Annotated in this window: 13 protein-coding genes; 7 read left to right on the top strand and 6 right to left on the bottom strand. The window is 71.5% G+C overall.

Annotated features, from left to right (window positions below; all coding sequences use genetic code 11):
- The 5 genes from ACFOYY_RS26005 to ACFOYY_RS25985 all read left to right on the top strand — a co-directional run.
- On the top strand, positions 1 to 1,252 hold a 1,252-nt coding region (locus tag ACFOYY_RS26005), incomplete at its 5' end, for an ACT domain-containing protein (protein WP_386192901.1).
- Between the two features lie 133 nt (positions 1,253 to 1,385).
- Positions 1,386 to 4,331, top strand: coding sequence for a sensor histidine kinase (locus ACFOYY_RS26000; protein WP_386192899.1), 2,946 nt, complete (start codon positions 1,386 to 1,388; stop codon positions 4,329 to 4,331).
- Complete coding sequence (locus ACFOYY_RS25995; RefSeq protein WP_352009561.1) at positions 4,328 to 4,747, top strand: roadblock/LC7 domain-containing protein; 420 nt, start codon at positions 4,328 to 4,330, stop codon at positions 4,745 to 4,747. Before ACFOYY_RS26000 ends, ACFOYY_RS25995 begins: the two co-directional genes overlap by 4 nt.
- A gap of 24 nt (positions 4,748 to 4,771) precedes the next feature.
- The gene (locus tag ACFOYY_RS25990) at positions 4,772 to 5,134 is read left to right on the top strand and encodes a DUF742 domain-containing protein (protein ID WP_352009560.1); all 363 of its coding nucleotides are present in this window, start codon (positions 4,772 to 4,774) and stop codon (positions 5,132 to 5,134) included.
- Positions 5,115 to 5,702, top strand: a complete 588-nt coding sequence (locus tag ACFOYY_RS25985) for a GTP-binding protein (RefSeq protein ID WP_352009559.1) — start codon at positions 5,115 to 5,117, stop codon at positions 5,700 to 5,702. The genes ACFOYY_RS25990 and ACFOYY_RS25985 overlap by 20 nt, the downstream gene beginning before the upstream one ends.
- A 63-nt stretch (positions 5,703 to 5,765) precedes the next feature.
- Here ACFOYY_RS25985 and ACFOYY_RS25980 read toward each other — a convergent pair whose 3' ends face one another.
- The 4 genes from ACFOYY_RS25980 to ACFOYY_RS25965 all read right to left on the bottom strand — a co-directional run bounded on the left by ACFOYY_RS25980 (position 5,766) and on the right by ACFOYY_RS25965 (position 10,727).
- Positions 5,766 to 6,713, bottom strand: coding sequence for an ABC transporter substrate-binding protein (locus ACFOYY_RS25980; RefSeq protein WP_352009558.1), 948 nt, complete (start codon positions 6,711 to 6,713; stop codon positions 5,766 to 5,768).
- Positions 6,710 to 7,669: an ABC transporter substrate-binding protein gene (locus tag ACFOYY_RS25975; protein ID WP_362909763.1), complete on the bottom strand. Its 960-nt coding sequence runs from the start codon at positions 7,667 to 7,669 to the stop codon at positions 6,710 to 6,712. Before ACFOYY_RS25975 ends, ACFOYY_RS25980 begins: the two co-directional genes overlap by 4 nt.
- Entirely contained in the window at positions 7,666 to 9,543 is a 1,878-nt protein-coding gene (locus ACFOYY_RS25970) for an ABC transporter permease (RefSeq protein WP_386192895.1), read from the bottom strand. Before ACFOYY_RS25970 ends, ACFOYY_RS25975 begins: the two co-directional genes overlap by 4 nt.
- A 107-nt stretch (positions 9,544 to 9,650) precedes the next feature.
- Positions 9,651 to 10,727 (bottom strand): quaternary amine ABC transporter ATP-binding protein, encoded by a 1,077-nt coding sequence (locus ACFOYY_RS25965; protein WP_386192893.1) that lies wholly within the window; start codon positions 10,725 to 10,727, stop codon positions 9,651 to 9,653.
- 353 nt (positions 10,728 to 11,080) lie between these two features.
- On the opposite strand from ACFOYY_RS25965, the gene ACFOYY_RS25960 reads away from it, so the two are divergent.
- Positions 11,081 to 13,522, top strand: a complete 2,442-nt coding sequence (locus tag ACFOYY_RS25960; RefSeq protein ID WP_386192891.1) for a sensor histidine kinase — start codon at positions 11,081 to 11,083, stop codon at positions 13,520 to 13,522.
- A 3-nt stretch (positions 13,523 to 13,525) separates the two neighbouring features.
- Positions 13,526 to 13,912 (top strand): DUF742 domain-containing protein, encoded by a 387-nt coding sequence (locus ACFOYY_RS25955; protein ID WP_352009553.1) that lies wholly within the window; start codon positions 13,526 to 13,528, stop codon positions 13,910 to 13,912.
- Positions 13,913 to 13,918: 6 nt separating this feature from the next.
- Here the strand turns inward: ACFOYY_RS25955 and ACFOYY_RS25950 are convergent, their stop codons facing one another.
- Positions 13,919 to 14,890: an SIS domain-containing protein gene (locus ACFOYY_RS25950; protein WP_386192888.1), complete on the bottom strand. Its 972-nt coding sequence runs from the start codon at positions 14,888 to 14,890 to the stop codon at positions 13,919 to 13,921.
- Between the two features lie 82 nt (positions 14,891 to 14,972).
- Entirely contained in the window at positions 14,973 to 15,917 is a 945-nt protein-coding gene (locus ACFOYY_RS25945) for a hypothetical protein (protein ID WP_386192885.1), read from the bottom strand.
- Positions 15,918 to 16,053 lie beyond the last annotated feature (136 nt).

Here is a 16,053-nt window from a genome sequence, read left to right as displayed (position 1 = left end):
CGCCGCCCACTCGCCGCCGCTGCCCGTACCCTGGCCCGCCGAGGCGCGCGACGCCCTGGTCGGGTTGCTCGGCGCGGGACAGGCCGCGGTGCCGGTCTGGGAGGAGCTGGACCAGGCGGGTGTGGTGGTCGGTCTGCTGCCCGACTGGGAGCGTGTACGGCACCGCCCGCAGCGCAACCCCGTGCACCGCCACACCGTGGACCGGCACCTCATCGAGACGGCCGCGGGGGCGGCGTCGTTCACCCGCGAGGTGGCCCGGCCCGACCTGTTGCTCGTCGCCGCGCTGCTGCACGACCTCGGCAAGGGATGGCCCGGGGACCACTCGGTGACCGGGGCGGTCGTGGCTCGGGATATCGGCGCCCGGATGGGACTCTCCGCGCCAGATGTGGAGACCCTGGAGCGGGTGGTCCGTCACCACCTGTTGCTGCCGGAGACCGCGACCCGCCGCGACCTCGACGACCCGGTGACGATCTCCAGGGTGGCCGAGGCGGTCGGATCACGCGAGGTCCTGGAGCTGCTGGCCGCGCTCGCCGTCGCCGACGGCCGCGCCACGGGACCCGCCGCGTGGAACTCCTGGAAGGCGTCCCTGGTCGCCGACCTCGTGCGCCGGGTGCGCTCGGTGCTGTCCGGCACGCCCGTCAGACCGGCCCCGGTGCTCTCGGCGGCCCAGACGTCCCTGGCCAGACACGGTGGCGGCGCCGTACGGGTCAACGGGGGAGCGGTCACCGTCGTCGCCCCGGACAGGGCCGGGCTGCTGTGGAGCGCGGCAGGGGTGCTCGCCGCGCACCGGATGGTCGTCCGCGCCGCCTCGGCCGCCTCCGCGGGGGCGACGGCGGTGATCGAGTTCGCGGTCGTCCCCGAGTACGGCTCGCCGCCCGATCCGGCGACCCTGGAGGCTGACCTGCGGCTCGTTCTCGCCGGACGGCTCGACATCGGGCGGCGCCTGGCCCGCAGGGCCGCTTCGGCCCGGCCGCCCCGGGTGCCGGTCGCGCCACCACGGGTCACTATTGTTGACGACGCGTCCAACACCGCAACCGTGGTGGAGGTGCGCGCACGGGACCGACCGGGACTATTGTGGCGAATCGGCGGGGCTTTTGGAGACTGTGGTCTTGACGTGCGAGCCGCACGTGTAGAGACTCTCGGCGCAGAGGCGGTGGATGTCTTCTACGTTGTCGATAGAGCCGGGCGTCCTCTGACTGACGAGGCCCAGCGGGCACTGGTGCGGGACCAGGTGCTTGCCGCCTTGCGATAACCATAGGAAATCGTTCTCTCGTCACCTTCGTAACGATTGCGTCCGGTTTGTCGGCTTTGTCGATTGCGTCCCGTGACCATGTGGTCTGATGAGGGCCACCTATGTCGTGATGGTGAGAGGTAGAGCGAGAGCGGTGACGACGGCGACAACCGAGGGCGGCGGTACCGCGGCACACAGCCGCGGCAGGCGCTTCGCCGCCCGGTTCGGTTTGCGGAACTGGCGTGTGCGGACGCGCCTCACCGCCCTGATCCTCGTGCCGACCGTGGTGGGCGTGGTGCTCGCCGGAACGCGCGTGGTCGCCTCCATCGACAGCGTGGCCGGATACCAGCGGACCGCCTCGGCGGCCGAGTACTCCGGATCGCTGCGAGAACTGGCGCAGGCCCTCGGTTTGGAACGTGACCGTGTCGCCTGGGCCGCCTTCCAGCCCTCGAACCAGGGCCTGCAGGACGCGGCGGCGGCGCAGGCGAAGACCGTCGACGCCCTGGTCGGCAAGGTCAGGCTCGACCTGCAGAACATCGACGACAGCTACGGCCAGCGCGCCGCGGAGGCGGCCAGGGACGTGGGCTACCAGCTCGCGGGCCTGGGCGAGCTGCGGCAGCTGCCCGGGACGAACCGGGCAGAGCGCTACAGCATCATGATCGCCCCGCTGCTGCAGCTGCACGAGGAACTCACCCTGGTCAGCGACGACCCCGAGATCGTCGGCAACACCCGGGCGCTCAGCGCGCTGGCCCGCGCCAAGGAGGAGGTCTCCCGGCAGCGTTCGCGTCTGCTCGCGGGCTACTACGCCCCCTCGCAGATCACCGCCCAGGAGATCGAGAAGTTCATCGCCTCCAGATCGCGCATGGAGGAGTACAAGGCCGACTTCACCATCGAGGCGAGCGGAGCCAACCGCCAGCTCCTCGTCAAGGCCCTGATGGACGAGAAGGTCTACCGGGCCGAGCTGACCAAGGCCAGGGCGATCGTGCTGGCCAGCGGCTCGCAGTCGCAGGGGCGCCTGCTGACCGACTTCGCCGCCGTCAAGCAGTGGTTCGCCGACAACACCACGATCCTCGACCGGATGGGGAAGGTCGAGACCCAGGTCGCCACGGCCGTGATCACCCGGGCCAGGGAGCTTGAGGACACCGAGCAGCGCAACGCGATCATCGCCTCCGGGCTGATCCTGCTCCTGCTGATGCTGATCCTCGGACTGACCGTCCTCATCGCCCGCTCGATGGTCCTGCCGCTGCGCCGTCTGCGCTCCGAGGCACTGGACGTGGCGGGCTTCAAGCTTCCCGAGGTCGTGCGCAACCTGCGGGTCTCGGGAGACACCAGGGCGCCGGACATCGCCCCGATCTCCGTCGACTCCAAGGACGAGATCGGAGAGGTCGCCAAGGCCTTCGACGAGGTCCACCAGCAGGCCGTACGGCTGGCCGCCGAGGAGTCCGAGCTCCGCTCCAACATCAGCGCGATGTTCGTCAACCTCTCCCGCCGCACCCAGACCCTGGTCGAACGGCAGATCTCACTGATCGACGGCCTGGAGAAGGGCGAGGAGGACGGCGGGCGGCTCGCCGACCTGTTCCGGCTCGACCACCTGGCCACCCGCATGCGCCGCAACTCGGAGAACCTCCTGGTCCTGGCGGGCCACGAGCCCTCCCGCAGGCGCAGCCAGCCGGCCAAGCTCGTCGACGTCGTGCGCGCCTCCCTGTCGGAGGTCGAGGACTACGAGCGGGTCCAGGTCAAGGTGCACCGCACGCTCTCGGTCTCGGGAAGCGCGGCCAACGACGTCGTCCACCTGATCGCCGAGCTGGTGGAGAACGCCATCCAGTTCTCCCCGCGGGCCAGCCAGGTCGTGGTCTCCAGCAGCATGATCGAGGGCGGCGGCGCGCTGCTCGCGGTCAGCGACGCCGGCATCGGCATGACCAACGAGGAGCTGATCGAGACCAACCGGCGCCTGGCGGACCCGCCCGTGGTCGACGTCTCGGTCTCCCGGAGGATGGGCCTGTTCGTGGTCGGCCGCCTGGCCCTGCGCCACGGCGTCCGGGTCCAGCTGCGCCCGCAGGAGTCGGGCGGCCTCATCGCCATGGTCCTGTTCCCCGCCGCGCTCATCGTCGAGACGGTCCAGCCGAGCCAGACCCCGTCGTGGGGCGGGGAGTCGCAGAGCCAGAGCTCCTTCGGGCAGAGTTCCTTCGGGCAGAGCTCGTTCGCGGGCACCTCCCTCAGCCGGACCTCCTTCGGGCACACCTCCCTCGGGCAGGGGCATCCCTCGTTCCCGCAGGCGGACCCCTTCAACTCGGTGTCCTTCCCCGACGAGCACCCCATCCCCGCCGACCAGCCCATCGCCTCGGGCTCGCTCGGCGCCCCGTCCGGTACGGCCTACCCGCTGCCCAAGCGGCCGGTCCCCGGGACGGGCGGCGGCGCGGCGAGCGGCGCCCCCGCCCCGTCGAGCGGCTTCTCCGCCTGGGGGCACAGCTCCCACGACGCGCTCGAAGCCCACGACGACCCGGCGACCGCGTCGATGCCCGCCGTACGGGTCTCCCCGCTCGAACCCGAGCAGGAGGAGTTCCTGCCGATCTTCGCCTCCGTCGAGTCCGCCTGGTTCCGCAGGACCGAGGCGGCCGCCGGGCACGGCGAGACGGCCGACGAACCTCATGAGACCGAGGAACCGGAGGAGGCCGGCCAGACGTCACAGGCCGTCAGGCAGGCCCTTCCCGGCCCGGAGACACGTGACGACTCACAGGAGGCCGAGGCCGGCGATCCCGGCCAGGCCTCCGAGCCCGTCGCGCGACCGCTCAGGCCGCGGACACCCGTCCGCGAGCCGGAGAACTGGGAGGCAGCGGCCGACGCCGGATGGCGGGCCGCCCAGGCGGCCAGCGACCCGGCCCTCGGCGGGATCACCGCCGCGGGCCTGCCCAAGCGCACCCCGAAGGCCAACCTGGTCCCGGGTACGGCCGCGGCCGTACCGTCGACTCCGATGCCGCCCCTCTCGCCCGAGCGGGTCCGCAGCCGCCTGTCGAGTTTCCAGCAGGGGGTACGGCGGGGACGGGCCGAACTCAACGAGGACTCCGCCAGGACCCTGGCGGATAAGGAGGAGGGCTCGTGACGACCCTGAGCCACGAGGCAAGCAGGTTCGACTGGCTGATCACCGAGTTCGTCCGGGGCACTCCAGGGGTGGCGCACGCCGTGTGCGTGTCGGCGGACGGGCTGCGGCTGGCCAGTTCGGAGGGTTTCCCCGACGACCGGGCCGACCAGCTCTCCGCCGTCGCGGCGGGCCTGCTCAGCCTCACCGTCGGGGCGTCCCGCGTCTTCGAGGGCGGGGCCGTGACCCAGACGGTGGTCGAGATGGAGCGCGGGCTGCTGCTGGTCATGGCGATCAGCGACGGTTCGGTGCTCGCCGTCCTCGCCTCCCCCGAGTGTGACATGGGACTGGTCGCCTACCAGATGACCCTGCTGGTCGACCGTGCGGGTCAGGTGCTCACCCCCGCTCTGCGGGCCGAACTACAGGCATCCCGGAGATGACGATGAGGTTCACTGGAGGGGGCCGTGCTCGGGAGTGATGGAAGTGGGGACGAGGAACCCCTGTTCCGTCCCTACACGGTCACCGGCGGTCGCGCCGAGCCGCGCTACCACATGGCGATCGAGACCTTGGTCTCCTCCTCGTTCATCATGGACGAGGAGCTGGCCCTGCTCACCCCCGAGCAGGAGGCCATCATCAGGATGTGCCGGGCGTTCCGGTCGGTCGCCGAGATCTCGGCGCTGCTGAGGGTCCCGCTTGGCGTGGCCCGCGTGCTGGTGGCGGACATGGCGGACGAGGGACTCGTCCGCCTCCACCAGCCGAGCCTCGACAAGGGACAACCGGATCTCAACATGCTCGAAAGGGTTCTCAGTGGACTTCGCAGGCTCTAACCGTGGCGGCCTGACGTCGACGAAGATCGTCGTCGCCGGTGGCTTCGGCGTCGGCAAGACCACGTTCGTGGGTGCCGTCTCCGAGATCCTGCCGCTGACCACGGAGGCGGTGATGACCGACGCCAGCGCCGGCATCGACGACCTCGGCCTCACCCCGAACAAGGCGACGACCACGGTCGCCATGGACTTCGGCAGGCTGTCGCTGGACCAGGAACTGATCCTGTACCTGTTCGGCACGCCGGGCCAGCACCGGTTCTGGTTCATGTGGGACGACCTCGTCAAGGGCGCCATCGGCGCGGTGGTCCTGGTCGACACCCGGCGGCTGGCCGACGGCTTCCCGGCGATCGACTACTTCGAGGAGGCCAAGCTCCCCTTCGTGGTCGGCATCAACGGCTGGGACGGCAGGTTCCTCCACACGGAGGAGGAGGTGCGCGAGGCCCTGGCGCTCGCCCCGCACGTCCCCATCGTGCGCACCGACGCGCGCTCCCGCGACTCCGTCAAGGGCACGCTCATCACACTGGTCGAGCACGTCCTGCGGGTCCGCGCCGCCTACGGCATGCCCGTCTGAGACCTCCGAGCACGGCGCGCGCGGGAGGGCCCCCTCCCGCGCCGCTCTCTCCCGTACGGCCGGTCAGGCGGGGATCCAGTCCTTCCAGACGATCGCGTTCTCCCTGACCCACTTCTCCGCGGCCTTCTCCGGGGTCATGTTCGCGTTGACGATGTCGTCGGCCACCGCGTTCTGGTCGTCGTTGCTCCAGGTGAAGTTGCGCACCAGCTCGTAGGCCCTGCCACCGGTCTCGGCGAACCTCCTGCTCACGACCTTGTCCAGCAGGTAGGGCGGGTAGTCGCAGGCCACCTTCTTGGGGTCGGCGTCGCAGCCGATCGCGTAGGGGGGAAGGTTGACCTTGACCAGCTTGAGCCGGGTGAACAGCCACTGCGGCTCGTAGAAGTACATCAGCAGCGGGGTCCGCCGTTCCGTGGCGACCTCCGCGGCGTTGATCAGAGCCTTCTCGCTTCCCGCGTAGACCACCTTGTAGTCGAGACGGAGATTGCGCACCAGCGCCTCGTCATTGGTGACATAGGAGGGGTCGCCGTCGAGAACCTGCCCGGCGTCACCGGACTTCTTGGTTCTGAACAGCCCGGCGTATTTGTTGAGGTTGCGCCAGTCGGTGATGCCGGGATATCGCTCGGCCATCCACTGGGGCACGTACCACCCGATGACACCCCTGTTGCCGTTGCGCCCGGCGGAGACCGCGACTTTCCTGTCCTCGATATAGGTTTTCTTCTCCGCCTCCCGACCCCAGTTCTCGACGATGACGTCGACCGTCCCCTTTTCCATTCCCTCCCATGACTCGGTCTCGTTGAGCGGCACCTTCCGCACCGTGTAACCGAGCTCCCGTTCCAGCAGCACACCGAGGACGGCGGCGCTGGCCTCGTAGCCGACCCACGGGTTGACGGCGATCCGCACCAGGCCGCCGGTCACCGGCCGCCTCTGCTGCGGGGCGGAGCACCCGGGCAGCCACACCAGCAGTACGGCCGCCGCCACGAGGCGGGTCAGCGGATGCGACAGTGCCCTCACTGGGGCATCCAGGAGGACCAGACGGACTCGTTGGCCTTGATCCACTTCTCCGCGGCGGCCTCGGCGCTCAGGCCGTTGTTGACGATGTCGTTCGCGACCGCGTTCTGCGCCTCGTTCGTCCAGGAGAAGTTCCTGACCAGCTGGTAGGCCCGGCCGCCGGTCTCGGCGAACCTCCTGCTCACGACCTTGTCGAGGTCCAGCTCCGCGTAGTCGCAGGCGACCTTCTTGGGGTCGGCGTCGCAGCCTTCGGTGTGCGGGGGCAGGGTGACCCTGACCAGGTCGATCCTGTCGAAGAGCCAGTGCGGCTTCCAGAAGTAGAACAGCAGCGGCCTGCGCTGGCGCTGCGCCTGGGTCGCGGACTCGATCAGCGCGGCCTCGCTGCCCGCCACGACGACCTTCAGGTTCAGCCCGAGGTTCTTGATCAGGGCGTCCTCGTTGCTGACGTAGGACGGGTCGCCGAAGAGCAGCTGGCCCTTCCCGCCGGACTCGGAGGTCCTGAACAGGTTCGCGTACCTGTTGAGGTTGCGGTAGTCGGTGATGCCGGGATACTCCTTGGCCATCCAGCCGGGGATGTACCACCCGATGACGCCCTTGTTGCCGGTCGAACCGGCCTCGACGGCGACCTTCCTGTCCTGGATGAAGGTCTTCTTCAGGTCCTCGTGGCCCCAGTTCTCCACGATGACGTCGACGTCGCCCTTCTCGAAGCCCTCCCAGGAGACCTGCTCGGCGAGGTTCTCGCGTTTGACGGTGTAGCCGAGCTTCTTCTCCAGCAGGTGGGAGAGCACCGCCGTACTGGCCTCGTAACCGGCCCACGGGTTGACGGCGATCCGCACGACGGAGTCCGCCGGCGACGGCGCCGCGGCCTGACCCGTCTCGACCCTGGCGCCCGCGCATCCCGCGGCAAGCGCGACGGTGAGGGCGCCGGCGAGCAGACGGATGCTGCGTCCGATCCTCATGAGATCCTCTTCTTTCCGGGAGACCATCGGGGGACCTTCCTGGCGGGGCGCTCCGCGGCGCCCCTGGTGATCCGGTCGAGCGTGACCCCGACCAGAACCGTCGCCACTCCGGCGGCGAGCCCCATGCCGAAGTCGGCACGCCGGGCGAAGCCGGAGACGACGTCGTAGCCGAGCCCGCCCCCGCCGACCAGCCCGCCGACCACGACCATGGCGAGCGTCATGACGACGCCCTGGTTGGCGGCCAGCAGGATCGCCCCGCGGGCCAGGGGCAGGCGGACCTTCCACAGCACCTGCCACTCGGTCGAGCCACAGGATCGGGCGGCCTCGACGGCCGCCGGGGAGACGGCGCCGATCCCGTCCTGGACCAGCCGCGCGACCGGGGGCAGGGCGTAGACCACGCAGGCCAGGACCGCGGTGAACCTGCTCGCGCCGAACAGGGCCAGCGCGGGCAGCAGGTAGACGAACGACGGCATGGTCTGCGCGGCGTCGAGCAGCGGGCGCAGCACGGCGGAGAAGCGGGGAGAGCGGGCCGCGGCGACGCCGAGCGCGAGCCCGGCGGCCAGGGTCAGCGCCGTCCCGGTCAGCACGGTGGTCAGCGTCTCCATGGTGTGCCGCCACAGCCCGAGCGGGGCCGTGGCCAGCAGGCAGCAGACGGCGACGACGGCGTCGCGGGGACCGGCCCGGCGCCAGGCGACCACCAGCACGACCCCGGCGACCAGCCACCAGGGGGAGGAGGTCAGCACCTCCTGCAACGGGTTGAGCAGGGCCTCGGTCACGAGGTTCCTGATCGCGTCCGTGACGCCGTACCAGGAGAACTTCGCCCAGGTCACGGCGTCGTTGACCGGTCCGGCCAGGTGGAGCGTCCAGCCGGGAGGGAACCCGGTGCCCAGCAGCAGGGAGGCGGCGGCGCCGCAGAGCGCCAGGACCGCCGCGGCGAGTACGGCCCGGCGCGGCCGTCCTCCCGGTACGGCGCAGGCGGCGACCGTCCGGTCGAGGACGACGGCCAGCGCCACGACGGCCAGACCGGAGGGGAGCATGAGGCCGACGTCGGCCCGGGACAGGCCGGTGACGATGCCCGAGCCGAGGCCGGGGGCCGCGATCAGCGCGGCGATCACCACCATGGACAGCGCCATCATGACGGTCTGGCCGACGGCCAGCGCGATCGTCGCGCGGGCCAGGGGCAGGTGGACCGTGCGCAGCGTCTGCCAGCGGGTCGCGCCGAGCGAGGCCGAGGCCTCGACCGCCGAGGGGGAGACCCGCTCGACGGCCAGCGCCGTGATCCTGATCGCCGGGGGGATCGCGTAGACCGTCGTGGCGACGACGGCCGCGGCCGGTCCTATCTGGAAGAACAGCACCATCGGCGCCAGGTAGGCGAAGGTCGGCATGATCTGCATCACGTCGAGGACCGGGTCGAGCAGGCGGCGCAGCCGTACCGAGCGGCCGGCCCACACGCCGAGCGGCAGGCCGAGCAGCAGGGAGAGCAGGACCGAGGCGAGTACGAGCGCGAGGGTTTCGGCGCTCTCCGGCCACACACCGAGCACCCCGAACGCGCAGAACCCGGCCAGCACGGTCACCGCGGTCCTCGGCCCACCGGCAAGCCAGCCGATCCCGCCCGCCAGTCCCATGGTTCCGGCCCAGCCGAGCTCCCGCAGGAGCAGGGCGAAGGCGTCGTTCAGGCCGCCGGCCAGCAGGCGCACGTAGTTGACCAGGAACAGGAAGATCGGGCTGGCGTTCCTGTTGGCGTCGACCCAGTCGCGCAGGTCGCCGATGAGGCGGAAGGCCGCCGCGTCCTCGTCGTGCGGCAGCGTCGCGCTTCCCCCGAAGAGCAGGTGGCAGGCCACGACGATCGCCGCGACCGCCACTGCGATCGGCACTGTGGCAGCCACTGTGGCCGCGGCCGTGGCGGTGAGCGCCGGTACGGCGGGCGGGGCCGGGGCGGCTCGCACGGAGGAGCTCAAGGGGGAGCGTAAAGGGGAGGAGGTCACACGCGGCCCGTTCCCGTCGCCGTTCCCGTGCCGGGCAGGCCGCTCATCGCGGACAGCAGGTCGAGCCGGTCGACGACGCCGACGGCCCGGCCGTCCTCGACGACGACGATCGGCAGCGCCGTCCCCATCGCGGTCGGCACCGCGTCGCGGATGACGGTCCCCGAGGGCAGGGGCGGGCCGTCGAGGCGCTCGCCGTCACGCGGGCGGCGGCAGATCCAGCGCAGCGAGAGCACCTCGCCCCTGGGCACGTCCCTGACGAAGGCGGCCACGTGGCCGTCGGCCGGGGTGCCGACCAGTTCCTCGGGGGTGCCGAGCTGGACGATCCCGCCGTCCCGCATGATCGCGATGCGTTCGCCCAGCCTGAGCGCCTCGGACAGGTCGTGGGTGACGAACACCATGGTCGTGCCGGCCTCGCGGTGCAGGCGGGTGACCTCGGCCTGCATGTCCCTGCGGATCAGCGGGTCGAGCGCGCTGAAGGGCTCGTCGAACAACAGCACCTCGGGCTCGCAGGCCAGCGCCCTGGCCAGGCCGACCCGCTGCCGCATGCCGCCGGAGAGCGTGTCGGGCCGGGCGTCGGCGAAGCCGTCGAGGCCGACCAGGGACAGCAGCTCCCCCGCTCTGCGCCGCCGCCTGGCCCTGGGGACGCCCTGGATCTCCAGGCCGTAGGCGATGTTGTCGAGGACCCCCCGGTGCGGCAGCAGGCCGAAGTGCTGGAAGACCATGCTCACCCGGTGCCGCCGCAGCTGCCTGAGCTGCGTGGGGGAGGCGGTGCGCACATCCTGCCCGGCGATCGTGATCTCTCCGGCGCTCGGCTCGACCAGCCGGGTCAGGCACCGGATCAGGGTGGACTTCCCGCTGCCCGACAGGCCCATCACGACGAACGCCTCGCCGGGCCGTACCGAGAGGGTGACGTCCCTGACCGCGGCGACGCAGCCGGTGCGCTCCCTGAGCTCGGTAGGGGACAGGCGGGTGAGGAGGTCGCGGGGAAGGCGGTCGGCGCCGGGGCCGAAGATCTTCCACAGCCCGCGCACCTCGATCGCGGCACCGCCGGACGGGACCACTGACTCCTCCAACCTGACATCCGGATTCGGTGGGCCAAGGACGTAGTGAGTCAAGATATGAGGGAAATATCGCCAATTACAATGATGTGGCCTTCTGGAGATGTTTTGTGGTTTAAACGGCTGTCCTTAATTGTTGACTGGAACGGTGTAAACGGTCAAGTGACGCATAAAAACGTAATGGATATATAAGGATGTCCGTAACGAGGATTCCAGTCTGGAAATGAGGATTGATACTTCCGGGGTGTGGTCCCATAAGTAGTCATTCATGAAGGTGTGTTCGATTGGCCCAATAGGTTGAGATGTGCTCGAATTGCCGGGGCCGTGGGAAATTCGGCCGGTATTCGTCCACCGAGAGGCAGCGTTCGGTGAGTACACACAAGATCGAGGGGGCGGGCAGCGGCCTCCGCCTGCGGAACTGGCGGGTGCGCTCCAGGCTCGTCGCGCTCATCCTGGTTCCCACGGCGGCGGCGGTGCTGCTCGGCGGAATCCAGGTCGCCGCCTCCCTGCGCGCCTCCACCGACTACCAGCGGGTCAACGACCTGGCCAGACTCTCCGACCACATCGGGGCACTCACCCACGCGCTGGCCCAGGAACGGGACCTGACCTCCTGGTACGTCGCCCAGGGCCGTCCGCAGCGTCAGACGCAGGCCGTACGGCGGCAGATGGAGGCGGTCGACGCCGAGGCGACGGGCGTGCGGGACGGCGCGGCCCTGCTCAGGACCGCGGTCGGCGGCCGGACCAGGGACGAGGTCGAGACCGTGATCACCCGGCTGGACGACCTCGGCCCGCTGCGGGACCGGGCGATGGGCCCCTCGCTGCTGCCGGACGCGGCCGTGGACGCCTACACCCTGGTCATCGGCGACCTGCTGTCCCTCCACGACGAACTCGGCAAGGGCAGCGACGACGACGCGCTGTTCGGCCAGGCGCTGACCCTCGGGGCGCTGGCCAGGGCGAAGGAGGCCCTGTCGCTGCAACGGGCGCTGCTGTCCGTCGTCCTGGTCGCGGGCCGGTTCGAACAGGACCAGATGGAGAGGTTCCTCGGCGCGCTCTCCGAGGAACGCAACGCGCGCCGGGCCTTCGCCGTCGAGGCCGGAAGCGAGGAACGCCGCCTGTTCGGCGAGACCGCCGACGGCCGTACCGCCGACCGGGCCGAGTTCCTCCGCGAACTGGTGCTGCTGCGAGCCTCCTCCGGCGCCTCCCTCAAAGGCCTCGACCTGGCGAGGAAGGACGACGCCAAGGAGTGGTACGACGCGGCGACCGTCACCATCGACCGGATGCGCGAGATCGAACGACGGCACACCCAGGCCATCGTCGCCCGCAGCCAGGAACTCGGCGCCGCCGAGCAGAGCCGCGCCCTGCTGACGGCCGCAGGCGTCGCCGGTCTGCTGCTGGTCGTGCTCCTGATCACCACCGGGGTCGCGCGCTCGCTGGTCAAGCCGCTGCGGCGGCTGCGGAGGGAGGCGCTGCGGATCGCCGAGGACCGGCTGCCCGCCTACGTCCAGCAGGTGCGCGAGTCACGTGACGGCGAGGTCGCCGCCGAGGTCGTCCCGGTCGGCGTGCTGTCCCGCGACGAGATCGGCGAGGTCGCCCGCGCCTTCGACGAGGTCCACCGGGAGGCGGTACGGCTGGCGGGGGAGGAGGCCAGGCTGCGCACCACCGTCAACGCGATGTTCGTCAACCTCTCCCGCCGCAGCCAGACCCTGGTCGAACGCCAGCTCACCCTGGTCGAACGGCTCGAACGCGGCGAACGCGACGACCGGCGCCTGGCCGACCTGTTCAAACTCGACCACCTCGCGACCCGGATGCGCCGCAACAGCGAGAACCTCCTCGTCCTGGCCGGTCAGGAGGTCGCACGGCGCTGGCGGACCCCCGTCGAGCTGATGGACGTGGTCCGCGCCTCGCTGTCGGAGGTGGAGAACTACGACCGGGTGACGATCCGCGTCCAGGCGGAGGCCGCGGTCATCGGCCCCGCGGTCAGCGACGTGGTCCACCTGCTCGCCGAACTGCTGGAGAACGCGCTGTCCTTCTCCCCGAAGGAGAACCCGGTCGTGGTCTCCAGCGGCGTCATCGACGGCGGGGGCGTGATGATCTCGGTGGCCGACCAGGGCATCGGCATGACGCCGGAGGAACTCGCCGAGGTGAACCGGCGCCTGGCGGGCCCGCAGGGCGCCGACGCCTCGACCGCGCGCCGCATGGGCCTGTTCGTGGTCGGCCGTCTCGCGTTCAAGCACGGCATCCGCGTCCAGCTCCGCCCGCAGGAGGCGATGGGCCTGACCGCCATGGTCCTGCTGCCCGAGACACTCCTGACCTCGGTCACCACGCACAACGGGGCGGCGGTCCTCGCGGCGCCCGCGGTCGTGTCCGAGGAGGCCGTCGCGCCGCTGCCCGGCACCGGGGTCCCGGCGCAGGAGGAGGAGTTCCTGCCGATCTTCGCCTCGGTCGAGTCGGGCTGGTTCCGCGCCGGAGCCGCGCCCCCGTTCTCCGGCTCGGCCTCGACGGGAGGTCCGGGATCGACGGGAGAGGTCCCGATCGCGGCGGGAGAGCCGGGATCGTGGTCCTCCCCGGGGGACGACGGCTGGCAGGCGGCCAAGGTCGCAGGCGACCCGGCCCTCGGGGGGACGACCTCCTCCGGCCTGCCGCGCCGTACCCCGCGGGCGAACCTGGTGCCGGGCTCCGTCGCCGGCCCCCCGGGCGGCCCGCCCCCGGCCAGGCACGCCAGGTCGGCCGACCTGGCGCGCACCCGGATGTCGAGCTTCCAGGACGGGGTGCGCAGGGCCCGCAACGAACTCCCGAAACGGGAGAGCTGAGCCATGGCGGGACACGACCCCTGGTACGGCGAACGGCCCGCCGAACCGGCCGAGGAGGAGAGTTCCCTGGTCAGGATGTACGCCGTGACCGGGGGAAGGACGACGCCCTCGGCCGGGCTCGCCATGGAGGCCCTGGTCTCCTCGGCCACCTCGGCCAGGCTCGGCCTGTCCTACGTCCGGGAGTACCGCGCGATCAGCGAGCTGTGCCACCAGGTCCGCTCGGTCGCCGAGATCTCGGCCCTGCTGGGCGTTCCCCTCGGCGTGGCCCGGGTCCTGATCTCCGACATGGAGGCGGAGGGGCTGGTGCGCGTGCACCGTCCCAGGGGCGAGGCGGGCGGTCCCGACCTGGCCACCCTCGAACGGGTCCTCAGCGGGCTGCACCGCCTCTGACCCGGCTCAGGCTTCCGCGAGGGCTCCCGCGAGCCACCAGCGCGCGGCGACCAGCTCCGCAACGAGGGTCTCGGTGAGCAGGGCGACGTCCCGGTCGTCGTCGTGCCGGTAGCGCACACTCGCCCTGGCGCCGGGCACCTCACCGCCGACCGCCAGGACGGCCGAGCCGCGCCGGGTGATCCACTCCATCGCCTGGTCGTCGTAGCGCGAGCCGGGGAACAGCAGCGCGCGGTAGTCGAGGGTCTTGGTGAGGTAGACGTCCACGTGGGACCAGTCGCCGCTCTCGCAGGCGTCGGCCGCCCGGCGCGGTCCCTCCCGGAACATCAGCGCCGACTGCTCGGCCGAGGACAGGCGCTCGACGGGGGCGATCGTGTGGACGCCGTCCGGCCCGTCGAGCAGCTCGGCCGCCGTCTCAAGCCACAGGTCACGGCGTTCGAGCAGGTCGCCGGTGGCCTCGGCGGTACGGCGCAGCAGCGCGGGCACACCGGTGCCGGTGCCGGTGAGACGGTCGCGCAGGGCCAGCAGCAGGGCCAGGGTGTGCTGGAAGGTCCGGCAGGCGACGCCACCGCGTTCCTCGCCCGCCGCCATCGGCACCACCAGGTCGGCCCCCTCGGTGACCGGGGAGCCCGGGGTGTTGGTCATCGCCAGCACGAAGGACCGTCCCCGGTAACGGGCCAGCGCGTCGAGGGTCTCCCGGCTGCCGCCGGTCGCGGAGATCGCGACGACCAGGGTGTCCGGGAGGGCCGGGGGTAGCAGGTCACCGGAGGCGTACTCGGCGACCGCCTCGACCCCCGCCGCCCGCAGCCGCAGCGCGGCGACCCCCGCGGCGTACCGTGAGCTGCCCATGCCCAGCAGGAGCACCCGCCCGATCCGGCCGGGGAGCCCGGCGAAGGGGTCGGTCTCGGCGAGGAGCCCGGCGAGGTCGGCCAGCGCGGCGGGCTTGGCCTCCAGGTCGGCGAGGTACAGCTCGGGATTCACGGTCTCTCCTGGTCGGCTCGTAGGGCGTCGGCTCGCGCGTCGTCACGGGTGACGCATACGCGTTTGTCACGGGTGGGCGCTGTCACGGGTAACGGGAGCGCAGGACGCCCATCGGGGCGTACCGCCAGCGGGGCAGGTGCCGGGCGGCGTAGATCAGCTCCCGGCACTCCTGCTCGATCTCGAACGGGTGGAGCAGGGAACGGTCCAGCAGGCCGGCGTGGCCGTGCTCCGCCAGCCGGGTCAGGTAGGCCTCCCCGAGGACGGCGACGGCCTCGGCCGCCCACCGGCCGGTCGCCGACGGGTCGGCGCCGCGGCGTCTGACGGCGACCTGCCCGGCGTGCTCCAGGCTGGTGGTGAGCTGGGCCAGGTCACGGGCCACGGGCTGGTGGAGGTCCGCCTCGGTGACGGTGGGGTTGCCGTCGAAGTCGATCACCGCGTACCCCTCCCGCCAGCGCAGGATCTGTCCCACGTGCAGGTCGCCGTGGACGCGCACGAGCGGCGTCGGGCCGGTCGAGGCCAGCGGCGCCAGCCCGGCGCGCAGCGCGTCGGCGCGCTCGCGCAGCCAGCGCCCGTCCGTGTCCTCGTCCGTGTCCCCGGCTGTGTCCCCTGTGTCCCCGGTCAGGGCGAGCGCCTCCCGCAGGGCCTTCTCGGCGCGGGCGGCCAGGTCCCGCCCCAGGTCGTGCGCCCGCCGTACCGGGTCGGGGAAGGTCGCGGAGGGGGTGGCGAGCGCCGCGTGCAGGTCGGCGGCCAGCGCGCCCAGGTCGGCGGCGAAGGCCGTACGGCCCGCGGCGGCCTCCTCGACGCACCACTGCCAGCCGTCCACCGCGCCGGGGAGGTAGGCGGTGACCAGGGCGAGCAGCCTCCCCTCCCGGCAGAGCGCCGCGTACGGCGTCGCGGTCGCGGTGAAACCGGTCTCCGCGAGATGGGCGAGCACGTCAGGGGCGGGCTGGGGGAGCGGGGCGGGCGGAGTGAACCACTTGACGACCACGCTCTCCCCGACGACCACCGAGTGGTTGGTCTGGTCCACGCCGACCCCTCGCTCGGCGCCGGAACCCATAACACGGGAGGCCGTTAGTTGAACTCCTGTTGAAAAGTCGGAGATCGGGGCGAAGGGGAGAGGGCCGAATCTCCTGACCGTGAAGGGAGGGGGAATCTCGCTGTTC

This window comes from Streptosporangium jomthongense (assembly GCF_042650425.1).
Classification (GTDB): Bacteria; Actinomycetota; Actinomycetes; order Streptosporangiales; family Streptosporangiaceae; genus Streptosporangium.
This window is presented reverse-complemented; position numbering and strand designations above follow the sequence as displayed.